General features: G+C 45.8%; 16 protein-coding genes. 12 read left to right on the top strand and 4 right to left on the bottom strand.

Going from position 1 to position 18,260, the window contains the following annotated elements; genetic code table 11:
- Nucleotides 1-100 precede the first annotated feature (100 nt).
- Both KHN78_RS19745 and KHN78_RS19740 read right to left on the bottom strand, forming a co-directional pair.
- Nucleotides 101-892, bottom strand: a complete 792-nt coding sequence (locus tag KHN78_RS19745) for an FCD domain-containing protein (RefSeq protein ID WP_211918351.1) — start codon at nt 890-892, stop codon at nt 101-103.
- A gap of 107 nt (nt 893-999) precedes the next feature.
- Nucleotides 1,000-1,983 carry a TRAP transporter substrate-binding protein gene (locus KHN78_RS19740; protein ID WP_211918348.1) on the bottom strand — a complete coding sequence of 328 codons (984 nt, stop codon included), beginning with the start codon at nt 1,981-1,983 and terminating at the stop codon, nt 1,000-1,002.
- Between the two features lie 322 nt (nt 1,984-2,305).
- On the opposite strand from KHN78_RS19740, the gene KHN78_RS19735 reads away from it, so the two are divergent.
- From KHN78_RS19735 to KHN78_RS19695, 9 genes are all read left to right on the top strand, one after another.
- Nucleotides 2,306-2,821, top strand: coding sequence for a TRAP transporter small permease (locus KHN78_RS19735; protein ID WP_173399869.1), 516 nt, complete (start codon nt 2,306-2,308; stop codon nt 2,819-2,821).
- 11 nt (nt 2,822-2,832) lie between these two features.
- Nucleotides 2,833-4,134 carry a TRAP transporter large permease gene (locus KHN78_RS19730; protein WP_211918346.1) on the top strand — a complete coding sequence of 434 codons (1,302 nt, stop codon included), beginning with the start codon at nt 2,833-2,835 and terminating at the stop codon, nt 4,132-4,134.
- Nucleotides 4,135-4,224: 90 nt separating this feature from the next.
- Nucleotides 4,225-5,688 carry a mannitol dehydrogenase family protein gene (locus KHN78_RS19725; RefSeq protein ID WP_211918344.1) on the top strand — a complete coding sequence of 488 codons (1,464 nt, stop codon included), beginning with the start codon at nt 4,225-4,227 and terminating at the stop codon, nt 5,686-5,688.
- A gap of 12 nt (nt 5,689-5,700) precedes the next feature.
- Nucleotides 5,701-7,113 (top strand): glucuronate isomerase, encoded by a 1,413-nt coding sequence (uxaC, locus tag KHN78_RS19720; protein WP_211918342.1) that lies wholly within the window; start codon nt 5,701-5,703, stop codon nt 7,111-7,113.
- A 3-nt stretch (nt 7,114-7,116) separates the two neighbouring features.
- Nucleotides 7,117-8,094, top strand: coding sequence for a sugar kinase (locus KHN78_RS19715; RefSeq protein ID WP_211918340.1), 978 nt, complete (start codon nt 7,117-7,119; stop codon nt 8,092-8,094).
- Nucleotides 8,095-8,103: 9 nt separating this feature from the next.
- Nucleotides 8,104-8,733, top strand: a complete 630-nt coding sequence (locus KHN78_RS19710; protein WP_005477517.1) for a bifunctional 4-hydroxy-2-oxoglutarate aldolase/2-dehydro-3-deoxy-phosphogluconate aldolase — start codon at nt 8,104-8,106, stop codon at nt 8,731-8,733.
- Between the two features lie 328 nt (nt 8,734-9,061).
- Complete coding sequence (locus tag KHN78_RS19705) at nt 9,062-9,586, top strand: YgjV family protein (RefSeq protein WP_211918338.1); 525 nt, start codon at nt 9,062-9,064, stop codon at nt 9,584-9,586.
- A gap of 318 nt (nt 9,587-9,904) precedes the next feature.
- Nucleotides 9,905-11,956: a glycoside hydrolase family 3 protein gene (locus tag KHN78_RS19700; RefSeq protein WP_211918336.1), complete on the top strand. Its 2,052-nt coding sequence runs from the start codon at nt 9,905-9,907 to the stop codon at nt 11,954-11,956.
- A 67-nt stretch (nt 11,957-12,023) separates the two neighbouring features.
- Nucleotides 12,024-12,419 (top strand): hypothetical protein, encoded by a 396-nt coding sequence (locus tag KHN78_RS19695; RefSeq protein ID WP_211918333.1) that lies wholly within the window; start codon nt 12,024-12,026, stop codon nt 12,417-12,419.
- Between the two features lie 102 nt (nt 12,420-12,521).
- Here KHN78_RS19695 and KHN78_RS19690 read toward each other — a convergent pair whose 3' ends face one another.
- A complete protein-coding gene (locus KHN78_RS19690) occupies nt 12,522-13,523 on the bottom strand; it encodes an arginine deiminase-related protein (RefSeq protein ID WP_211918331.1) in 1,002 nt (333 codons plus the stop codon).
- A 433-nt stretch (nt 13,524-13,956) separates the two neighbouring features.
- Here KHN78_RS19690 and KHN78_RS19685 point away from each other — a divergent pair, with 433 nt between their 5' ends.
- Both KHN78_RS19685 and KHN78_RS19680 read left to right on the top strand, forming a co-directional pair.
- On the top strand, nt 13,957-15,804 hold the full coding sequence (locus KHN78_RS19685; protein WP_211918329.1) for an ABC transporter ATP-binding protein: 1,848 nt from the start codon (nt 13,957-13,959) through the stop codon (nt 15,802-15,804).
- A 656-nt stretch (nt 15,805-16,460) separates the two neighbouring features.
- Nucleotides 16,461-17,168, top strand: a complete 708-nt coding sequence (locus KHN78_RS19680) for a DUF445 domain-containing protein (protein ID WP_211918327.1) — start codon at nt 16,461-16,463, stop codon at nt 17,166-17,168.
- 122 nt (nt 17,169-17,290) lie between these two features.
- On the opposite strand, the gene KHN78_RS19675 is transcribed toward KHN78_RS19680, so the two are convergent.
- Nucleotides 17,291-17,767, bottom strand: a complete 477-nt coding sequence (locus tag KHN78_RS19675) for an Lrp/AsnC family transcriptional regulator (protein WP_211918324.1) — start codon at nt 17,765-17,767, stop codon at nt 17,291-17,293.
- Between the two features lie 320 nt (nt 17,768-18,087).
- Here KHN78_RS19675 and KHN78_RS19670 point away from each other — a divergent pair, with 320 nt between their 5' ends.
- On the top strand, nt 18,088-18,255 hold the full coding sequence (locus KHN78_RS19670; protein WP_211918322.1) for a hypothetical protein: 168 nt from the start codon (nt 18,088-18,090) through the stop codon (nt 18,253-18,255).
- Nucleotides 18,256-18,260 lie beyond the last annotated feature (5 nt).

Genomic DNA, 18,260 nt, shown 5'->3' with positions numbered 1-18,260 from the left:
CCCGCTCGAATAATTCAAGCTAAGTGCACAACGACTTCTTAATATGCAGCCACGACAATGCAGCTGCGCTGACTAGAGCCGACCGAGGCCGGCAATGTGGTTAACCGTTTTCAGCACCCTGCAGAACAACAGGGTTGGAACTGAATAAGTAACCATCAAAATTCGGGTCATCGATGTCAGACAGCTCCAACAGGCGCTGTTTAACGTTTTCAAGGTGTTGCCACATGGCATTTTTTGCAGCAATTGGATCTTTACGCTGCAATGCGGCGAGGATTTTGGCGTGATCGTCTAACCACTCTTCACGGTAGTCTTGACCAGCAATGCGGGAATGAAGTTTATTCCACATTGGGCTGCTCTCGCGTCGCTCCCAAGATTGCTTCAGCATGTCCACCAGCACAGAGTTTTGAGTTGCCTCTGCAATGCACATGTGAAACTTTTCATCACCGTTGCAATCCGTGGTGCCACTGGCGAGTTCATCTCGTTCTAACTCTAGGGCTGCACGCATTTTTACGATGTCGCCAGGCGTTACTTGCATCGCTGCAAATTCCGCAATGTTACTTTCAAGTAACTGACGAGCTTGGAGCATTTCAAACGGACCTGCATCATCGCTGATCACGTTCTCACGGGAGTTTGGTTGAGATGGAATATTGATAACATACACCCCAGAACCTTTTTTCACTTCGACAAGATTTTCCAGCTCCAGCATGATGATCGCTTCACGCACTACTGTGCGGCTAACGTCAAGACGTTCTGCGATATCGCGCTCAGGCGGCAACCTATCTCCGACCTTGTAGTGGCCGTTGATGAGTTCTTGTCTAAGGACTAAACCGATCTCTTGATACGGTCTTTTCGGTTCAAAAGGCATCATGATGATATTATCACTATATTCCATTTAACTTCTCACGCCATCATAACGACCAATAAAAATTGGTCAACCTCTATGTACCAGAATGTGGTAACACCTTGTTTTCGATTGTTTATTACTAATTAATTTGTGAATTACTTAACCGCTTTGATCTTCTCAACCAGTTCATTTAATTCAGGATTTGTCTTTTCTAGGTCCGCATACATTGGTTGAACCGCTTCAGCAAATGCCGCTTTGTTTGGCTCAACAAAAGTCACGCCCATCTTCTCTGCTTTCTTGCGCTCTTTTGCTTCTGACTCTGCCCATAGCTTCTTCATGTATTCTGAAGAGTCTGCCGCTGCTTTCATCAGTGCTTGTTGCTGCTCCGGCGTTAGCTTGTCATACGTCTTAGTAGAGATAACCAAGATGTCTGGCACCATGGTGTGCTCATCCAAACTGAAGTATTTCGATACTTCACTGTGACGGCTCAAGCTAAACGATGGGATGTTGTTTTCCGCAGCGTCCACAACACCTTGTTGCAATGCCGTGTATAACTCACCATATGCCAGTGGCGTTGGGTTACCGCCAAGCGCTTTCACCATCGCAATCGCTGATGGACTCGGCTGTACGCGCACTTTCAGACCTTTTAGATCTTCTGGTGTGTTGATTGGTTTGTTGGTGTAGAAGCTACGCGCACCCGCATCGTAGTAAGTCACACCAATAAAACCGCTGTCTGCCGAAGAGTTAAGGATTTCACGACCTACTTCACCGTCTGTCACTTTGTAGTAGTGGTCTTTATCGCGGAACAAATAAGGCATGTTAAATGCTGCGTAAGCTGGGGAGAAAGCTTCCAATTCTGCCGCGTTACTCTTCACCATATCCAGAGCGCCGTTTTGCATTAGCTCCATCGATTCACGCTGTGTACCTAGTTGTGCATCAGGGTAAATACGAATACGAACTTCACCGTCTGTCATTTCACGCACTTCTTTTGCCATAAAGTCCATTGCTTTATGTACCGCATGGTCACGTGGGTGGTTGTGACTCAGTTTCAAAGTGGTCGCAGCATAAGCAGAAGCAGTGGCGCCGAAGGTCATTGCAGCACCTACTACAGCGCAAAGAAGAGTCTTACGCGTCATCATTGTTCTATTCTCCTTGGATTGGTTGTCCAATATGTAGGGTAGTTTTAATTTTTTAACGGTATTTCTTGTTTCGAGGCCATTATTGGCGATCAAAAAAGCCATCGTCAAAACAAAAATGTAAATTGATTGACCAAAATCACAATAGCAACCGTTAAATTGGTCAACCAATCCATTTGTGAACCCGCTCACGTGACAACCAAATCGCCTAACTTATAATCCAGCCAGAAAGATCAGCGTATGTTACTGCCCTACACAGAAACAATTCCTTACATTGGTAAACCAATTGTTATGAGATGCGCATATTTACTGAAAGGAAATGAAAATGAATAAATTGGTCACATATATAAACAGGGGGCTGGCTGCCTTTACGGTCTCTCTCTCGACCTTCCTCGTCATTTGCGTAGTCTGGCAAGTGTTATCACGCTATGTCATTGGCAGACCAAGCACCGTTACCGACGAGCTCGCCCGTTATCTCTTTATGTGGGTAGCCCTTATTGGTGCTGCTTACACCACAGGCCTTAAACGTCACCTTGCTATCGACTTATTGACGATGAAACTGCAAGGCAAACGCAAACTCATCAATGAAATCGTCATCCAAATCGCCATTGCACTGTTCTCTTACGTGGTATTGGTTCACGGCGGTACGCAACTGGCACTGAAAACTTTGGCAACTGGTCAGCTAACGCCAGCACTGGGCTTGGAAATGGGCTACATCTACTTCTGCCTTCCAATCAGCGGTGCACTGATGATTTTCTACTCAGCGGTATTTGCTTTTGACCGCATCAAACAATTGACGTCTGGTGAAGCCCTACTCACCGACACCCAGCTTGATCAATAGAGGGTTCCACAATGGAATGGCAATTAATTCTCACCCTATTCGGTAGCTTTGCAGTCTTATTGACTATTGGCGTACCGGTTTCTTTCGCTATCGGTTTGTCATCGCTAGCCACTATTTTAATGAGCTTACCGTTAGAACCAGCTATCGCCGTTGTGGCGCAGCGTATGGCGGCAGGCCTTGATAACTTTGCTCTGCTGGCAATCCCGTTCTTTATCTTGGCGGGTAACATCATGAACCAAGGCGGGATCGCACTACGTCTTATCAACTTCGCAAAAGTGTTAGGCGGTCGTCTGCCTGGTTCGCTAGCGCACGTAAACGTGATGGCGAACATGATGTTTGGTTCAATTTCTGGCTCAGCAGTTGCGTCTGCGGCTGCGGTTGGCGGCACCATGTCTCCTCTGCAAAAGAAAGACGGCTACGATGAGAACTTCTCTGCGGCAGTGAACATCACTTCTTGCCCATCTGGTTTGCTGATTCCACCAAGTAACACTTTGATCGTGTTCTCATTGGTGTCTGGCGGTACGTCTATCGCTGCATTGTTCCTAGCGGGTTACATTCCTGGCATTTTGATGGGTCTCAGCATCATGGTGGTGGCGGGCATCATTGCAAAACGCCGTGGCTACCCAGTGGCAGCACGTCCTTCTCTGGCAATAGTTTGGAATACCTTCTTAAAAGCGGCCCCTTCTCTAGCACTGATTGTGATTATCATGGGTGGCATCATTGGCGGTATCTTTACAGCAACAGAAGCATCAGCTATCGCCGTGGTTTATACCTTTGTGCTTGCGGTGCTGATTTACCGCGAAGTGAAATGGCGTGACATTCCAAAGATCATCCTAGAGTCTGCGGTCACCACTTCTATCGTATTGCTACTGGTTGGCGCATCAATGGGCATGTCTTGGGCGATGGCGAACGCCGACATCCCTTACATGATTGCAGATGCCCTACTTGCTATCTCTGACAACCCAATGATGATTCTCTTGATCATCAACGTCATTCTGTTGATTGTCGGTATCTTCATGGATATGACACCAGCGGTACTTATCTTTACGCCTATCTTCCTGCCAATCGCACTAGATATGGGTATCGACCCTGTACACTTCGGCATCATGATGACTTTCAACTTGGCTATCGGTATCTGTACCCCACCAGTAGGTAGCGCGTTGTTCATCGGTTGTTCTGTGGCAAACGTTGCCATCGATAAAGTAATTAAGCCTCTACTTCCATTCTACGTAGCACTGGTTGCAGCTCTGATGGCCGTAACCTTTATTCCTGACTTGAGCCTATTCCTACCTAGGCTTGTTCTTGGTTACTAAATAGGTGCTTATTTACTAAATAAGCTCTTAGCTACTCATTATTAAGATAAACCATCCCGCAGGACCGCCTGCGGGAAAAGGGATACAACAATGAAGACTATTTCTAATTCCACTCTGAATCATAACGTTCTGCTTCCGGACTACGACCGCTCAACACTTACAAGCCGTATTGTTCACCTCGGTTTCGGTGCTTTCCACCGTGCGCACCAAGCCTTATTCACCAATGAGATGCTGAGCAAAACGGGTTCTGATTGGGGCATTTGCGAAATCAACCTATTTGGTGGTGAAGATTTAATTCAATCGCTGCGCGCACAAGACCACCTCTACACAGTGGCAGAGAAAGGCGCAAAATCGACTGAGGTAAAAGTGATTGGTTCAGTCACCGAGTCACTCCACCCAAGCCTCGACAGCATTCAAGCTGTGTTAGAAAAAATGGCAGAGCCACAAGTGGCGATCGTTTCAATGACGATTACCGAGAAAGGTTACTGCGCTGACCCTGCAACGGGCACGCTTGATAAAAACAACCCACTTGTGATTGCTGATCTTGCTAACCCAACTGAGCCAAAATCGGCACTGGGTTACATTGTGCAAGCGCTTAAGGTGCGTCGTGAACGCGGTCTGAAACCATTTACCGTGATGTCTTGTGATAACGTGCAAGAAAACGGTCACGTAGCAAAAGCAGCCGTACTTGAGTTCGCTCAACTGCTCGACCCTGAATTACGTGACTGGATTGAAACCAACGTTACCTTCCCTTGCACTATGGTTGACCGCATTGTGCCAGCAGCCACAGAAGAGACACTGACCGAAATCGCAGATCTGCTTGGCTGTGAAGATCCATGTGGCATCGCTTGTGAACCATTCCGCCAATGGGTTATCGAGGACAACTTCGTGGCTGGTCGTCCAGATTGGAACGTGGCTGGCGCAGAATTTGTTGCCGACGTTGTGCCTTACGAAGAAATGAAGCTGCGCATGCTAAATGGTAGCCACTCGTTCCTAGCCTACCTAGGCTACCTTGGTGGTTACGCGCATATCTCTGACACCATGACAGATGAAGGCTACCGCAAAGCGGCATTTGACATGATGATGCAAGCACAAGCCCCTTCGCTGACCATGCCAGAAGGCACCGATTTAGAAAGCTACGCTAAACTGCTTATCGAGCGCTTCACCAACCCAAGTTTGAAACACAAAACATGGCAAATCGCGATGGATGGCAGCCAGAAGATCCCACAACGCATGGGTGGCAGCTTACGATTCCACCTTGCTCAAGGCTCTAACTTCTCATGGTTGGCAACAGCGATTGCAGGTTGGATGCGCTATGTATCCGGCGTGGATGAGCAAGGCGACGATATTGATGTTCGCGATCCAATGGCAGAGACACTACGTCAGATCTGCAACCAACACGGCTTGAACGTTTCTGTTGTTCCTGCGTTGCTCGCGGTTGAAGCCATCTTCCCTGCAGAGCTTGGTCAAAACCCACAAGTGATTGATGCGGTGAGCAGTGCTTACCAATCGCTAATCGATAACGGTGCTCGTGCCACCGTCGCTGCGCTGTAATAGGAGTTAACGATGAAGAATTTCTTGTGTGAAGACTTTTTACTCTCAAACGAAACTGCACGTCGCTTGTACCATGAGCATGCGTTCCACCAGCCAATTTATGATTACCACTGCCACTTAAACCCAGCAGAAGTGGCGCAAAATCGTCAGTTCGATAACTTAGGTCAAATCTGGCTTGAAGGCGATCACTACAAATGGCGTGGCATGCGCTCGGCAGGCATTGAAGAGCGTTTGATTACGGGTAGTGCGAGCGATTACGACAAATACATGGCGTGGGCGAAGACGGTTCCTCAAACCTTGGGCAATCCGCTTTACCACTGGACACACCTAGAACTGCGTCGCCCATTCGGCATTACCAATACGCTGTTTAGCCCAGATACTGCAGACCAAATTTGGCATCAATGTAATGAGCTACTGGCGACACCTGAATTTACAGCTCGCGGCATCATGCAGCAAATGAACGTTGTAATGGCGGGCACAACTGATGATCCTATCGATTCACTAGAACACCACAAAGCGATCGCAGAAGACGATACCTTTAACGTCAAAGTGCTACCAAGCTGGCGTCCGGATAAGGCGTTCAAGATTGAATTGGACGTGTTTGCGGATTACATGCACAAACTGGGCGAAGTAGCAGACATTGAAATCCGCCGCTTTGATGATTTATTGAGTGCGCTTGATAAACGTTTGGCGCACTTCAATGCACATGGTTGTCGTGCGGCAGACCACGGCATTGAGATCGTCCGTTACGCGCCAATTCCAAGCGAAGCTGATTTAGATGCGTTGCTGACCCGTCGTTTGAATGGCGAAGTGTTGTCTGAGCTTGAATGTGCGCAGTTCTCTACCGCAGTTCAAGTTTGGCTCGGCAAACGCTACGCGCAATTGGGCTGGGTCATGCAGCTTCATATTGGCGCGCAGCGCAACAACAGCACACGCATGTTCCAACTGTTAGGTGCCGACGCTGGCTTTGACTCGATTGGCGATCGACCATTTGCCTTTGAACTGGCACATCTATTGGATGAGATGGACCAAACCAACGAGCTGCCTCGCACCATTCTTTACTGTTTGAACCCTCGTGATAATGAAATGATGGCGACCATGATTGGTAACTTCCAAGGTGGTGGCATCGCGGGCAAAGTGCAGTTTGGGTCAGGTTGGTGGTTCAACGATCAGAAAGATGGCATGCAACGCCAAATGGAACAGCTTTCTCAACTTGGTTTGCTCAGCCAATTCGTCGGCATGTTAACGGACTCGCGCAGCTTCTTGTCTTACACCCGCCACGAATACTTCCGCCGCATCCTGTGTGACATGGTCGGTCGTTGGGCAGAGAACGGCGAAGTTCCAAATGACCTATCGTTGCTTGGTCCTATGGTCGAAGACATCTGTTTTGGTAACGCAAAACGCTACTTTGAAGAGAGGGCGTAACCAATGAAGCACATCGCCATTATTGGTGAATGCATGATTGAGCTGAATGGCAAACCATTCGGCTCAATGCATCAAACGTTTGGTGGGGATACGCTCAACGCTGCGGTTTATTTGAGCCGCGGCTGCGAAGCCAATACCAAATCCGATGACGTTAAAGTTTCTTATGTTACCGCACTTGGCAATGACCCGATCAGTACAGGCATGCTCACTCGCTGGCAAGAAGAAGGCATTTCGACAGACTTAGTGCTGCGCGATGAAACTCGTACACCGGGTTTGTATTTGATTCAGCTTGATGACCAAGGTGAGCGTACGTTCTTATATTGGCGCAACCAATCAGCTGCGCGTTACTTGCTTCAACATCCAAATTTTGGAATGGTTAAACAAGCGTTAACTCAGGTTGATGCGGTATTTCTCAGCGGTATTTCTTTAGCTATCTTACCGGAAGAAGACCGAATTTTGCTGCTCAACTTATTGGTCGAGCTTAAAGCTCAAGGTGTTGAGATTGCTTTTGATAGCAACTTCCGCCCAGCATTGTGGCCTAACGACGATAATCAAACCGTCAAAAACGTTTACCAAGCTATGTACCAACTGACTGACATTGCATTGGTAACTTTCGATGACGAGCAATTGATCTGGGGTGACGAAACACCAGAGCAAACCATTGAACGCCTAACTTCTCTTGGCGTGGGCAAATGCAACGTCAAGCTCGGCGCGGATGGCTGTTTGGTTCAAGACTCAACAAATCAGGGTTCGAGCGCGGCTCTGGCTCCACAAGCCGTGCCAACCCAACCTGTCGCTCAAGTGGTGGACACCACATCGGCGGGCGACTCATTCAATGGTGGCTTTTTATCGGCATACCTTGCTGGCGCCGATCTAGCGACCTCATGCCAAAGAGGCAACGCACTGGCAGGTGCTGTGATTCAACATCGCGGTGCCATCATTCCCAAAGCATTCACACAACCGGCGCTTGGCGTCGTTTAAGGAACACTCATGTCTAGCATTAAAGAACAATTGAAAGCTCTGAAAGTCATCCCTGTAATCGCCATTGATAAAGCAGAAGACATTATCCCACTGGGTAAAGTACTGGCAGAAAACGGACTACCAGCGGCTGAAATCACTTTCCGTTCAGCAGCGGCTGCAGAAGCGATTCGCCTACTGCGTGAAACCCAGCCAGACATGCTGATAGGCGCAGGTACGGTGCTGAACCGCGAGCAAGCAATTGCTGCGAAAGAAGCAGGCGCAACGTTCATCGTATCGCCTGGCTTTAACCCAAATACTGTTAAAGCGTGCCAAGAAATCGGGATTGATATCGTACCGGGTGTGAATAACCCAAGCACAGTTGAAGCCGCACTGGAAATGGGATTAACCACCTTGAAGTTCTTCCCTGCAGAAGCTTCTGGCGGCATCAACATGGTGAAATCACTGCTCGCGCCATACACCGACATCGAACTGATGCCTACTGGTGGCATTAACCCTGCGAACATCAAAGATTACTTAGCTATCCCGCGCGTATTGGCATGTGGTGGTACATGGATGGTAGACAAGAAACTGATTGAAGAAGGTAACTGGGAAGAGCTTGCACGCCTAACTCGCGAAGCAGTAGCGCTTGTGAATGAGTAATGATTCGTAAGTAGCCTCAAAGCTCTTGGGTAACCCCTTAGCAATTGAGATAAAGTGCTCAGCCCTCCCCTTGTGGAGGGCTGATTCGTTCAAAGCATAGCTCAATTGATTGGGTTATCCCTGTAAGTAGATTCCTGATCTCGCCTAGGCTCGTCGGAATGACGGTATGACATATCCTCCCTTATCCGTCATCCTGAAAAGCGAGGCACGAGCGTGATTCAGGATCTACTCACAAAGTGAATCAAACTCTATAAGGGCGGCAACTTTGAAGGATGCTCATTAGCTTACTCACTTAACGAGCTGGCTTTGCAACACTCTAGGAAAATAAATGGAAAACTGGTTAGCACAAGGCATTGGTGGCATCGCGTTTATGGTTGGCGTGATGGCATTCTGGCAAAAAGACGACATGCGCTTTCGCTATCAGATGATGGCGTTTTGTTTCATCATGGGTATTCACTTTTCCCTGATGGGCGCAACCGTCGCTGCCATTGGCGTGATCATTAATGGCATTCGCAGTTTCGCCTCAATCAAAACTCAATCACGTAAAGTGATGTGGTTCTTCATTGCTCTTATGTGGCTGATGACCCTGCCAAACATCACCCACTTTTTTGAGCTACTCACGGTAATCGGATCGTCCGTCGCCACTTGGGCGCTCTTTTCCAAACAAGGCATCACTCTACGCAGCTTAATTTTGTTTAATTCGTTCTGCTGGGTCAGCCACAATATTTGGCTTGGCTCTATCGGTGGTTCATTAGTCGAGAGTACATTTATCATCACCAATTTACTGACTATATATCGCTTGTATCAATCAAATAAAATTAATAATCAGATGAAAACTGTGAATGATAACTGATGTATTTGTCCCTTTTTATAATCAAGTAATCGTTCCGAAGTAAATAATAGCAGACATGATATTACATAGAATTTGGAAGCAACCTAACACTTACGTAACCACATGATTTAAATAAAATTAATCAAAAGAATCTCAATTCAAAATTACGATAACATTTAATGTGGTCAACCTGTTTTTAATAATAGATTGAGTTAAATCACCTAAATAAAAAATATGGTGATCCAAATCTGTAGTTTAATTAAATTTGGTTAACCAAAATGCGGGTAATTATTAATATTGGTCTAGAAAAAACAACTATACCAACATTAGGACAGCGACATGAAACGTCTTACCCAACTCACTCCTATCGCAGTGGCGCTTGTTCTCGCAGGGTGTAACTCATCCAACGATGACAACAGCTATGTTCAACCAGAAGTCTTCTCTCGAGTACATGACGTACTGAGTGTTGATGGTTATCAATTCAGAGACTCCAATGGCAACGGAACGTTAGAACCATTCGAAGATTGGCGCCTAACACCAGAAGAGCGTGCCGCCGATCTTGTTAGCCGAATGACGCTGGAAGAAAAAGCCGGCATGATGCTGATTGACACTCTCAATTCTGGTGAAGGTGGTGTCGTGACAAGCAAAGGTCAAGACATGATCGCCGACGCTCAGATGACCCGTTTTATTTTCCGTAATAGTGTGGTTGAAACGCCAGAAAACGCCCCGAACTGCGACAGCGGACGCTCTGGTTGCCAAATCTCGCCGAAAGAAGCTGCCACCTTCATGAACAGCGTTCAAGAGTTACGAGAGAAAACCCGCATGGGCATTCCTGCGTTATTCAAATCAAACGCGCGTAACCACATCGATCCATCAGCGAAAGCAGGCATTAACGTCTCTTCCGGTTCATTCTCTGCATGGCCAAAAGAAGCTGGACTTGCCGCCACTCGAGATATGGCACTGCTCGAAGAGTTCGCTGGCATCATGAATGAAGAATGGTCATCGATTGGCTTGCGCAGTATGTACGGTTACATGATGGATCTCGCGACAGAGCCTCGCTGGTATCGCGTGCATGAAACCTTTACAGAAGATGCGGATCTTGCTGCAGATATCATGCGTTCTTTGAGCAACGGCCTACAAGGTGGTGGCGCAATTGATCAAGATAGTATTGCCCTTACAATCAAACACTTCCCTGGTGGTGGCCCTCAAGAAAATGGTGGCGATCCGCACTACGACTTTGGCCAAAACCAAGTTTATCCAAAAGACAACTTTGACTACCATTTGATTCCGTTTATCGCAGCAATCGATGCTGGGGCTTCTTCCATCATGCCTTACTACGGTATCCCTGTAGATCAGAAGTGGATGCCAAACGATGTGGGCATGTCCTTCTCTAAAGGCATTGTCACCGACCTACTGCGCGGTGAGCTAGGCTACACCGGTAATGTCAACTCCGATACAGGTATCATCGGCGACAGAGCATGGGGTGTAGAAGACAAAACCATTGATGAGCAAGTTGCGATGGTGATTGAGGCTGGTGTTGATGTGTTATCAGGCTTTAATGACAAAGACGTCATCGTGAATTTGGTCAACAAAGGGCTGATTGACGAAGAACGTGTCGACCTCTCAGTAACCCGCCTAGTCAAAGAGCAATTCCAACTTGGCTTGTTTGAAAACACTTACGTGGACGTAAACAAAGCACAAGAAATCTTAGGCAATGCCGAACATCAAGAGCGCGCAGATTACGCTCAGAAGAAATCCGTGGTTCTGTTGCAAAATACAGACAAGACACTGCCGCTTGCTAAACCAAGTACGGACAAAGCAGTTTCACTCTACGTGATGGGTATGGATGAAACCATCGCAGGTGATGAACGTTATGGCTTTGACGTGACGTCTGGTGATTACGAAGAGGGAGAAGTTCGCCCAACAGTACCTGCAGGAACCGATTACGCCGTTATTCGCGTGCGTGTTTCCAATGAAGGTGCGGATCCTGAGCTTATCTTTGGCGGTGCAAACCCAGATGAACTCGACCTGTTGGCATTCAGCCAAATGGCAACTGCAGCATCTTGGAAAATTGAGCCAAGTCTGACCGATATACAAGCCGTCATGAATGAAATTGGCGCAGAGAATACCGTGCTTTCAATTAACTTCCGTCAACCGTTTGTACTGGATGATGCAAGTAACATGAAAAAATCGGGCGCAATCTTAGCCACCTTCGGTGTATCAGACCGCAACTTAATGGAAGTCCTTTCAGGTAATTTCGCTCCTCAAGGCAAGCTTCCATTTGCACTGGCAAACAGCGCGCAAGCGATTTTGAACCAGCACTCTGACTACCCAGGTTATGACGAAGCAGACACCTTGTACGAACTCGGTCACGGGCTAAGTTACGAATAACCTTTTACCCACCTAACAAGGCAGTGTTTCGGCGCTGCCTTTGTTGGATCTACCTGAGGAATAAACCATGGAACACATACTGCAGTTAGACTGGGTTGACCAAAGCATTCCCCATAAAGTTTGGGTTGAACAATACTACGATGGCTGCCGCATTTGCCTCAAAGTCGTCAAGGATGTTGAGCCAGAAATGCTCTCATTGATTGTGCCTAACATTGATGTGAAAAGCGTTCGTCAGGCATGGCAAGGTAAAGCTATCAACGTTACACCTGCTTATGATGACGGCGTACTTTTCACTCAAACCCGTTCACTGTTCAACCTCCCTCATGGTTGCGTGATTTGTGCCGTCACTCATATCAAGATGCAAAATGGTTTGAAGATGTCCGCGGACAAACTCTGTTTTGTACCCAAACATTCAAAGCAAGAACCTTGCTTTCAGCAAGCGCATCACTCAGAAGCATGTTAAACCGACAAGATCAGCCTCATCGCTGATCTTGTGTTTATATATCTCGCGTCTTTGTATTGAACCAAACTCGGCGTAACCAAAGTAATAGGGCTAATGCTTCGTTTACAGCAACGATTTACGACTAGGTAGGAACACTTCACCTAACATACAGCGTACCGAACCACCACCAATAGATTCGATGGTCGAAACATCAAATGGCAGTAATTTACCGTGTGTCGCTAGCTGATTTCTTTGTGCTGGAGAGAATGCATCGTAAGCCGATTGAGACATGGCAATCACCTTGTCGCCTCTGACCGTTTCCAGTTGTAAAATGTTGCCGCAAAACTGGTTCATCTGATCAATGGAAATCGAGATGACTTGCTTGTCTTTAGCTAACGACTTCAAAACAAAACGACGCTCAAACTCTGGGATCACCTCATCGCATATCACACAGAACTGCTCGCCGACTGCCATCATGACGTTGGTATGATACACCGGTGCCCCCGACGGCAAACGGGTTTGAAAAGAAATCACACGCTCATACCCTATACGTTTTGCGTAATCTTCTAGCACTAAACGATCACATCGCTGAGACAACGCGGCATAAACGGTTTGGTTTAAATGATCAAACACCATCACGCCGGTGCTTTCTAGATACGCTTGCTCGTCAAGATACTCGGTCAATGAATCTTGCTGGTACACTTCACGACCAGACTGCATCAAACTTGCCGCTAATGCTTTCGGACGTACTTCATGTTGGCGGTTTTCACACGCCATCGGAAAAGTATACAGCGTACCGTCAGGGGTGGTGCTAAACCAATTGTTGGGAAATACGGCATCAGGTGTCGCGACCTCAGTATATGGATAGTCAAATTCGACAACTTGCAAACCCTCTTTACGTAAAGACTGAACCATTGCGGCAAACTCAGCCATGGTGCGGTGAGTGATTTCATCCTGACTTAACGACACATGGTGTTGAAACTCATTGTCTTGCGCGGTTTCCTCATTAAATCGGAATTCTTTTGGCGGAACCATTACCACACAGTTAGCGGTATGGCGTAGAGTACTTTGCGTACTTTCTTCTTTTCCTTGTGCATTCTGAGGCACTGATTCGTTTAATAGCATCCGATACATTCCTTCTCACTAGAATGAAACGATTGTAAAATTAATGTTAAGAAAAGTTTTGCTGTTTTTATGAGTAAATTGCGCACCAAGAAGCAATAATTCCTGATTAGCATCCGGATGTCGCGACTTTTTATTGCAACTAAGAGAGGCCTCAGTAAATAAGGCATGCCTGAGGCTTTAACACCCCATACAACCACTCAATCATTTGAGTCATATTTGATAAACCATTAAAGATATGAATTACTTAGTGGTTACATTTAAAATGCAATCCGTTAGACTATTTTTTCGCCTCACGCATGAACTCGTCTGCTTTTCTGGCTAGCAGACCACTTTATTTCTTTTTTCCATGATCTGTATATAAACCGGCAAATCGGATGTCAGAATTGACGAATTCCTATACAGAAATGGACGTGTTTTAATTTTAGGATGAGTTATGTTTAAACGATTTGAAGGTTTTACTGAACCGTTCCCCAAATCACAACCCGATCAACCCCCTACTGGGATTTTTGCTTTCCTTCGCCACTATACAAAAGGCTTCGAAAAGCCGTTGATCATCATGTCAATCATGTCGACTATTGTTGCCATTGTAGAGGTTTCTCTATTTGGTGCGATGGGCCAACTCGTTGACTGGCTTTCCACCAGCAACCCTGAAACGTTTTTGCAAGACAACAAAACCGAATTGATTTTCTATGGATCATTGCTGCTTGTTGTCATGCCAATTCTTGTCGTGGTTTATTCTCTATTGATTCATCAAACCTTGCTTGGTAACTACCCAATGTCAATCCGTTGGTTAGCCCATCGCTACTTGCTCAATCAAAGCCTCAATTTCTACCAAGACGATTTCGCAGGCCGTGTCGCGACCAAGGTTATGCAAACCTCATTGGCTGTTCGTGAAACCGTCATGAAAACCATGGATGTGTTTGTTTACGTGTCGGTTTACTTTACCAGTATGATCGTCATGTTAGCCGCTGCCGATTGGCGTTTGATGATCCCAATGATTGTCTGGCTATTGGCTTACATCGCCATCCAAATTCACTTTGTCCCGAAACTCAAAGATGTCGCCTCCGAACAAGCCGATGCCCGCTCAACCATGACAGGTCGTATCGTAGACAGTTATACCAATATCCAAACCGTGAAACTCTTCTCTCACAGTAAACGGGAAACGGAATACGCAGAACAAGGCATGAAAGGGTTTCTTGATACTGTGTATCGCCAAATGCGCCTAGTGACTGGCTTTGACATCGCTGTTGAGATTTCAAACTACCTTTTGGTGTTCTCCGTCGCGGCACTGTCTATTTTCCTATGGCTAGACAGCGCTATCAGTGTCGGTGCGATTGCTATCGCGATCAGTTTGGCTTTGCGCGTGAATGGTATGTCGATGTGGATAATGTGGGAAGTCGGCGCATTGTTCGAAAACATGGGCACGGTAGTCGATGGAATGAAAACCCTTTCTAAACCGATCGATATTAAAGATGAGCCAAATGCAAAAGAGCTTGTCGTGACAGATGGTGGTATCCACTTCGACAATGTCAGCTTCCACTATGGTGAGAAAAAAGGCGTACTCAACAATCTAAACCTAAACATAAAACCAGGGGAAAAAGTGGGGTTGGTCGGACGCTCTGGCGCGGGTAAATCAACGCTGGTCAACTTGTTACTTAGATTTCATGATGTCGAAGAGGGTTGCATCAAAATTGATGGTCAGGAGATCTCTCGTGTTACCCAAGACTCTCTGCGCGCCCAAATAGGCATGGTCACTCAAGATACGTCATTACTCCACCGTTCGATTCGTGACAATATCTTGTACGGAAATCCAGATGCCTCGGAGGATGAGCTGATCAAAGCGACTCAGCAGGCACACGCGCATGAGTTTATTGAAAACCTTACCGACCCATTTGGAAACATCGGTTATGATGCACAAGTTGGCGAACGTGGCGTGAAGCTCTCCGGTGGTCAACGTCAACGCATCGCAATTTCAAGAGTATTGTTAAAAGATGCCCCTCTTTTGGTACTTGACGAAGCAACATCAGCTTTAGACTCGGAAGTCGAAGCGGCAATTCAAGAGAGTCTAAATGAGCTAATGCAAGGCAAAACAGTCATTGCCATCGCACACCGCTTATCGACGATTGCTCAGATGGATCGCCTAATTGTTCTCGATAAAGGCAGTATCGTTGAGCAAGGTACACACAAAGAACTCATCGCAAGTAATGGCATTTACGCTCAACTATGGGCACACCAAACCGGTGGTTTCATTGCTGAAGAGATCGATGACAAAAGCACGTAAGCAGCACTCCAACTCAAACAATAACGGCGCGTGATGCGCCGTTTTTTTATATCATTTGGCTATAACCACTTCCGCTATTCCACGTCTCACGGGCCGTCTTATTTGAACCACTCTCACAAAAAATCTCAACAATGAAACAAATAAAGTGATGAAAGTCACACTTATTTTGGTAATATAGCACCCCGTTGCGTATCTAAAAGCAGTGGACACAACGCCAAAAACTCTAGCTGAATTCATTTGTTACTTCACTTTTTGAGAAACAGCTATACTCAATAAATGGCTGAGTAATTAAACTAATAATAAGGTAATTAGCTTATGTGTAAATGTGGTTCAATGCAGATCGTACAAGTTAAACCGAGCTGGGCTGACAAACTATTCGGCTACTCAGAACGTTGGAAATGCCAACTTTGCTGTAAGATCTTTCGCTTCTAGCTGTCACGTCTAGAAAAGCAAAATCTAACCATAAAAATTACAGTACCTTAGAATTTCTAAGAAAAAGCAGTGACCCGGCAGTCTATGTCGGGTTTTCATTTTTATAGACTTTCAGCATTTCCCTTAATTACCCCTAACTTTTCTCCTCCTAGCATCAAGATGTCGGTTAGGTATAAAATCATGCCCACTTATTTCAATTCTTTCACATTACAAAATCGGTCACTATGAACAAAAGTTTGCTGACGAATATTCTTGCCATCGTATTAATGGCAGCGGGATATTATATCCACAATGATTATATGTGGTACGCGGGTCTGTTCGCCTTTTCAGGTGCAATCACTAACTGGCTAGCTATCCACATGTTGTTTGAGAAAGTACCAGGCTTATATGGCTCTGGCGTTATTCCTGCACGTTTTGAAGAATTTAAACTTGCGATCAAAAACTTGATGATGGAGCAATTCTTCACCGAGGCAAACATCGACCGTTTCCTAAATAAAGAAATGGCAGGCGGGGTGAACATCAACCTCCAACCTGTCATTGAGAACGTTGATTTAAATCCAGCATTTGATTCTTTGGTCGAAGTGATCGAAGCGTCGCAGTTTGGTGCAATGCTCGCAATGTTTGGCGGTGCTGAAGCACTACAACCAATGCGACAACCTTTTGTTGAAAAAATGCAAGAATCTATTGTTGAACTGAGCAAGAGTGACAGCATAAAAGAGGCGCTCAAAGAACAACTAGAATCTCCGGCAATGATGGATGAAATTAAACAAAATATTGAGAGCATCATTGATCAGCGTCTTAGCGAGCTAACGCCTGCGCTTGTAAAAGAAATCGTGCAGAAAATGATTAAAGAACACCTAGGCTGGCTCGTCGTTTGGGGCGGTGTGTTTGGCGGTTTAATCGGTATATTGACGACTTTCGTCAGCGCATAGTAAGCGCTCAAGTCATTTGCAAAGTCAATTTAGAGGAGCCTATATGGCTCCTTTTTTTTGTGGGCCAATCCAAATTCTAAGTCATTGTCATGACGGGACTCAGGTCCTAGAACGTCACCACCCTAACTTATTAATTCTGGGTTCACCCCGTATCCCGTTTTGTGCTCTTCAATAACGACTTCACTACGAGTTTGAATCACTCCTGGTAGTGTCCCCATCTTACTCGACATAAATTCTTGATACGCTTTCATGCTCTTAACACGAACTTTAATCATGGTGTCGAAATCACCGGATAGCGAGTAACATTCCTCAACTTCTGGCAATAGTTCGACCGCTTGAGCAAATTTTTCGAAAATAGAGAAACTGGTTTGATCAAGGCGAATATGGATAAACACTTGAACGTCTAAACCCAGTTTTTCTGCATTTATCTCAGCATGATAACCATTGATGTACCCCTCACGCTCCAACCTCTTTACACGTTCAGAGCAAGGGGATGTGGTCAAATTAACTTGCTTCGCCAATTCGACAATTGGGAGTCTTCCTTTAGAATGCAAAATCCGCAATATTTGTAAATCGATCCGATCCAATTGTTCACTCATTCACTACATCCCTGAAACAACGAAAAAATCATTACATTAATCTTTAATGAGTCGTTTGCAAATCCACAATTAGACAAGCTGTGAATTGCGCATGAATTTAGCCAATTCGCCAAACAAAACAGCGATGCCAAGTAAAACGACTAACCAAGAAACATGCTTTTATAAATCAAACACTGAAAACAAGTAATTTATAACTCGCTTTTTTAGACCATAAAAAAATGAAGCGATGACCTTTGCAGAGAAAAAACTGAGCTTTATAGGAAAGTACTGAGACAAACAGTAAGGCAATAATACGGAAAAATAATTATTAGGAGAAAGCAATGATAACGTTTCAACTGGCGTACAAACCATTTGGTGTTGGAGAATGGACCTATACGACTGTATCTCATGAGGTCGCAAAATCACTGGCATCAGAGTACGCCTCTTATGGATGGCCAGTTATGCTCAATGGCTCCCCTTTTTCAATTGAAGAAGAGCAATTAGCTTAATTTAA

The organism is Vibrio sp. B1REV9 (assembly GCF_905175395.2).
In the GTDB taxonomy this organism is placed as follows: Bacteria; Pseudomonadota; Gammaproteobacteria; order Enterobacterales; family Vibrionaceae; genus Vibrio; species Vibrio alfacsensis.
The sequence above is the reverse complement of the archived record's forward strand: the minus strand, read 5'-3'. Positions and strand labels throughout refer to the sequence as shown.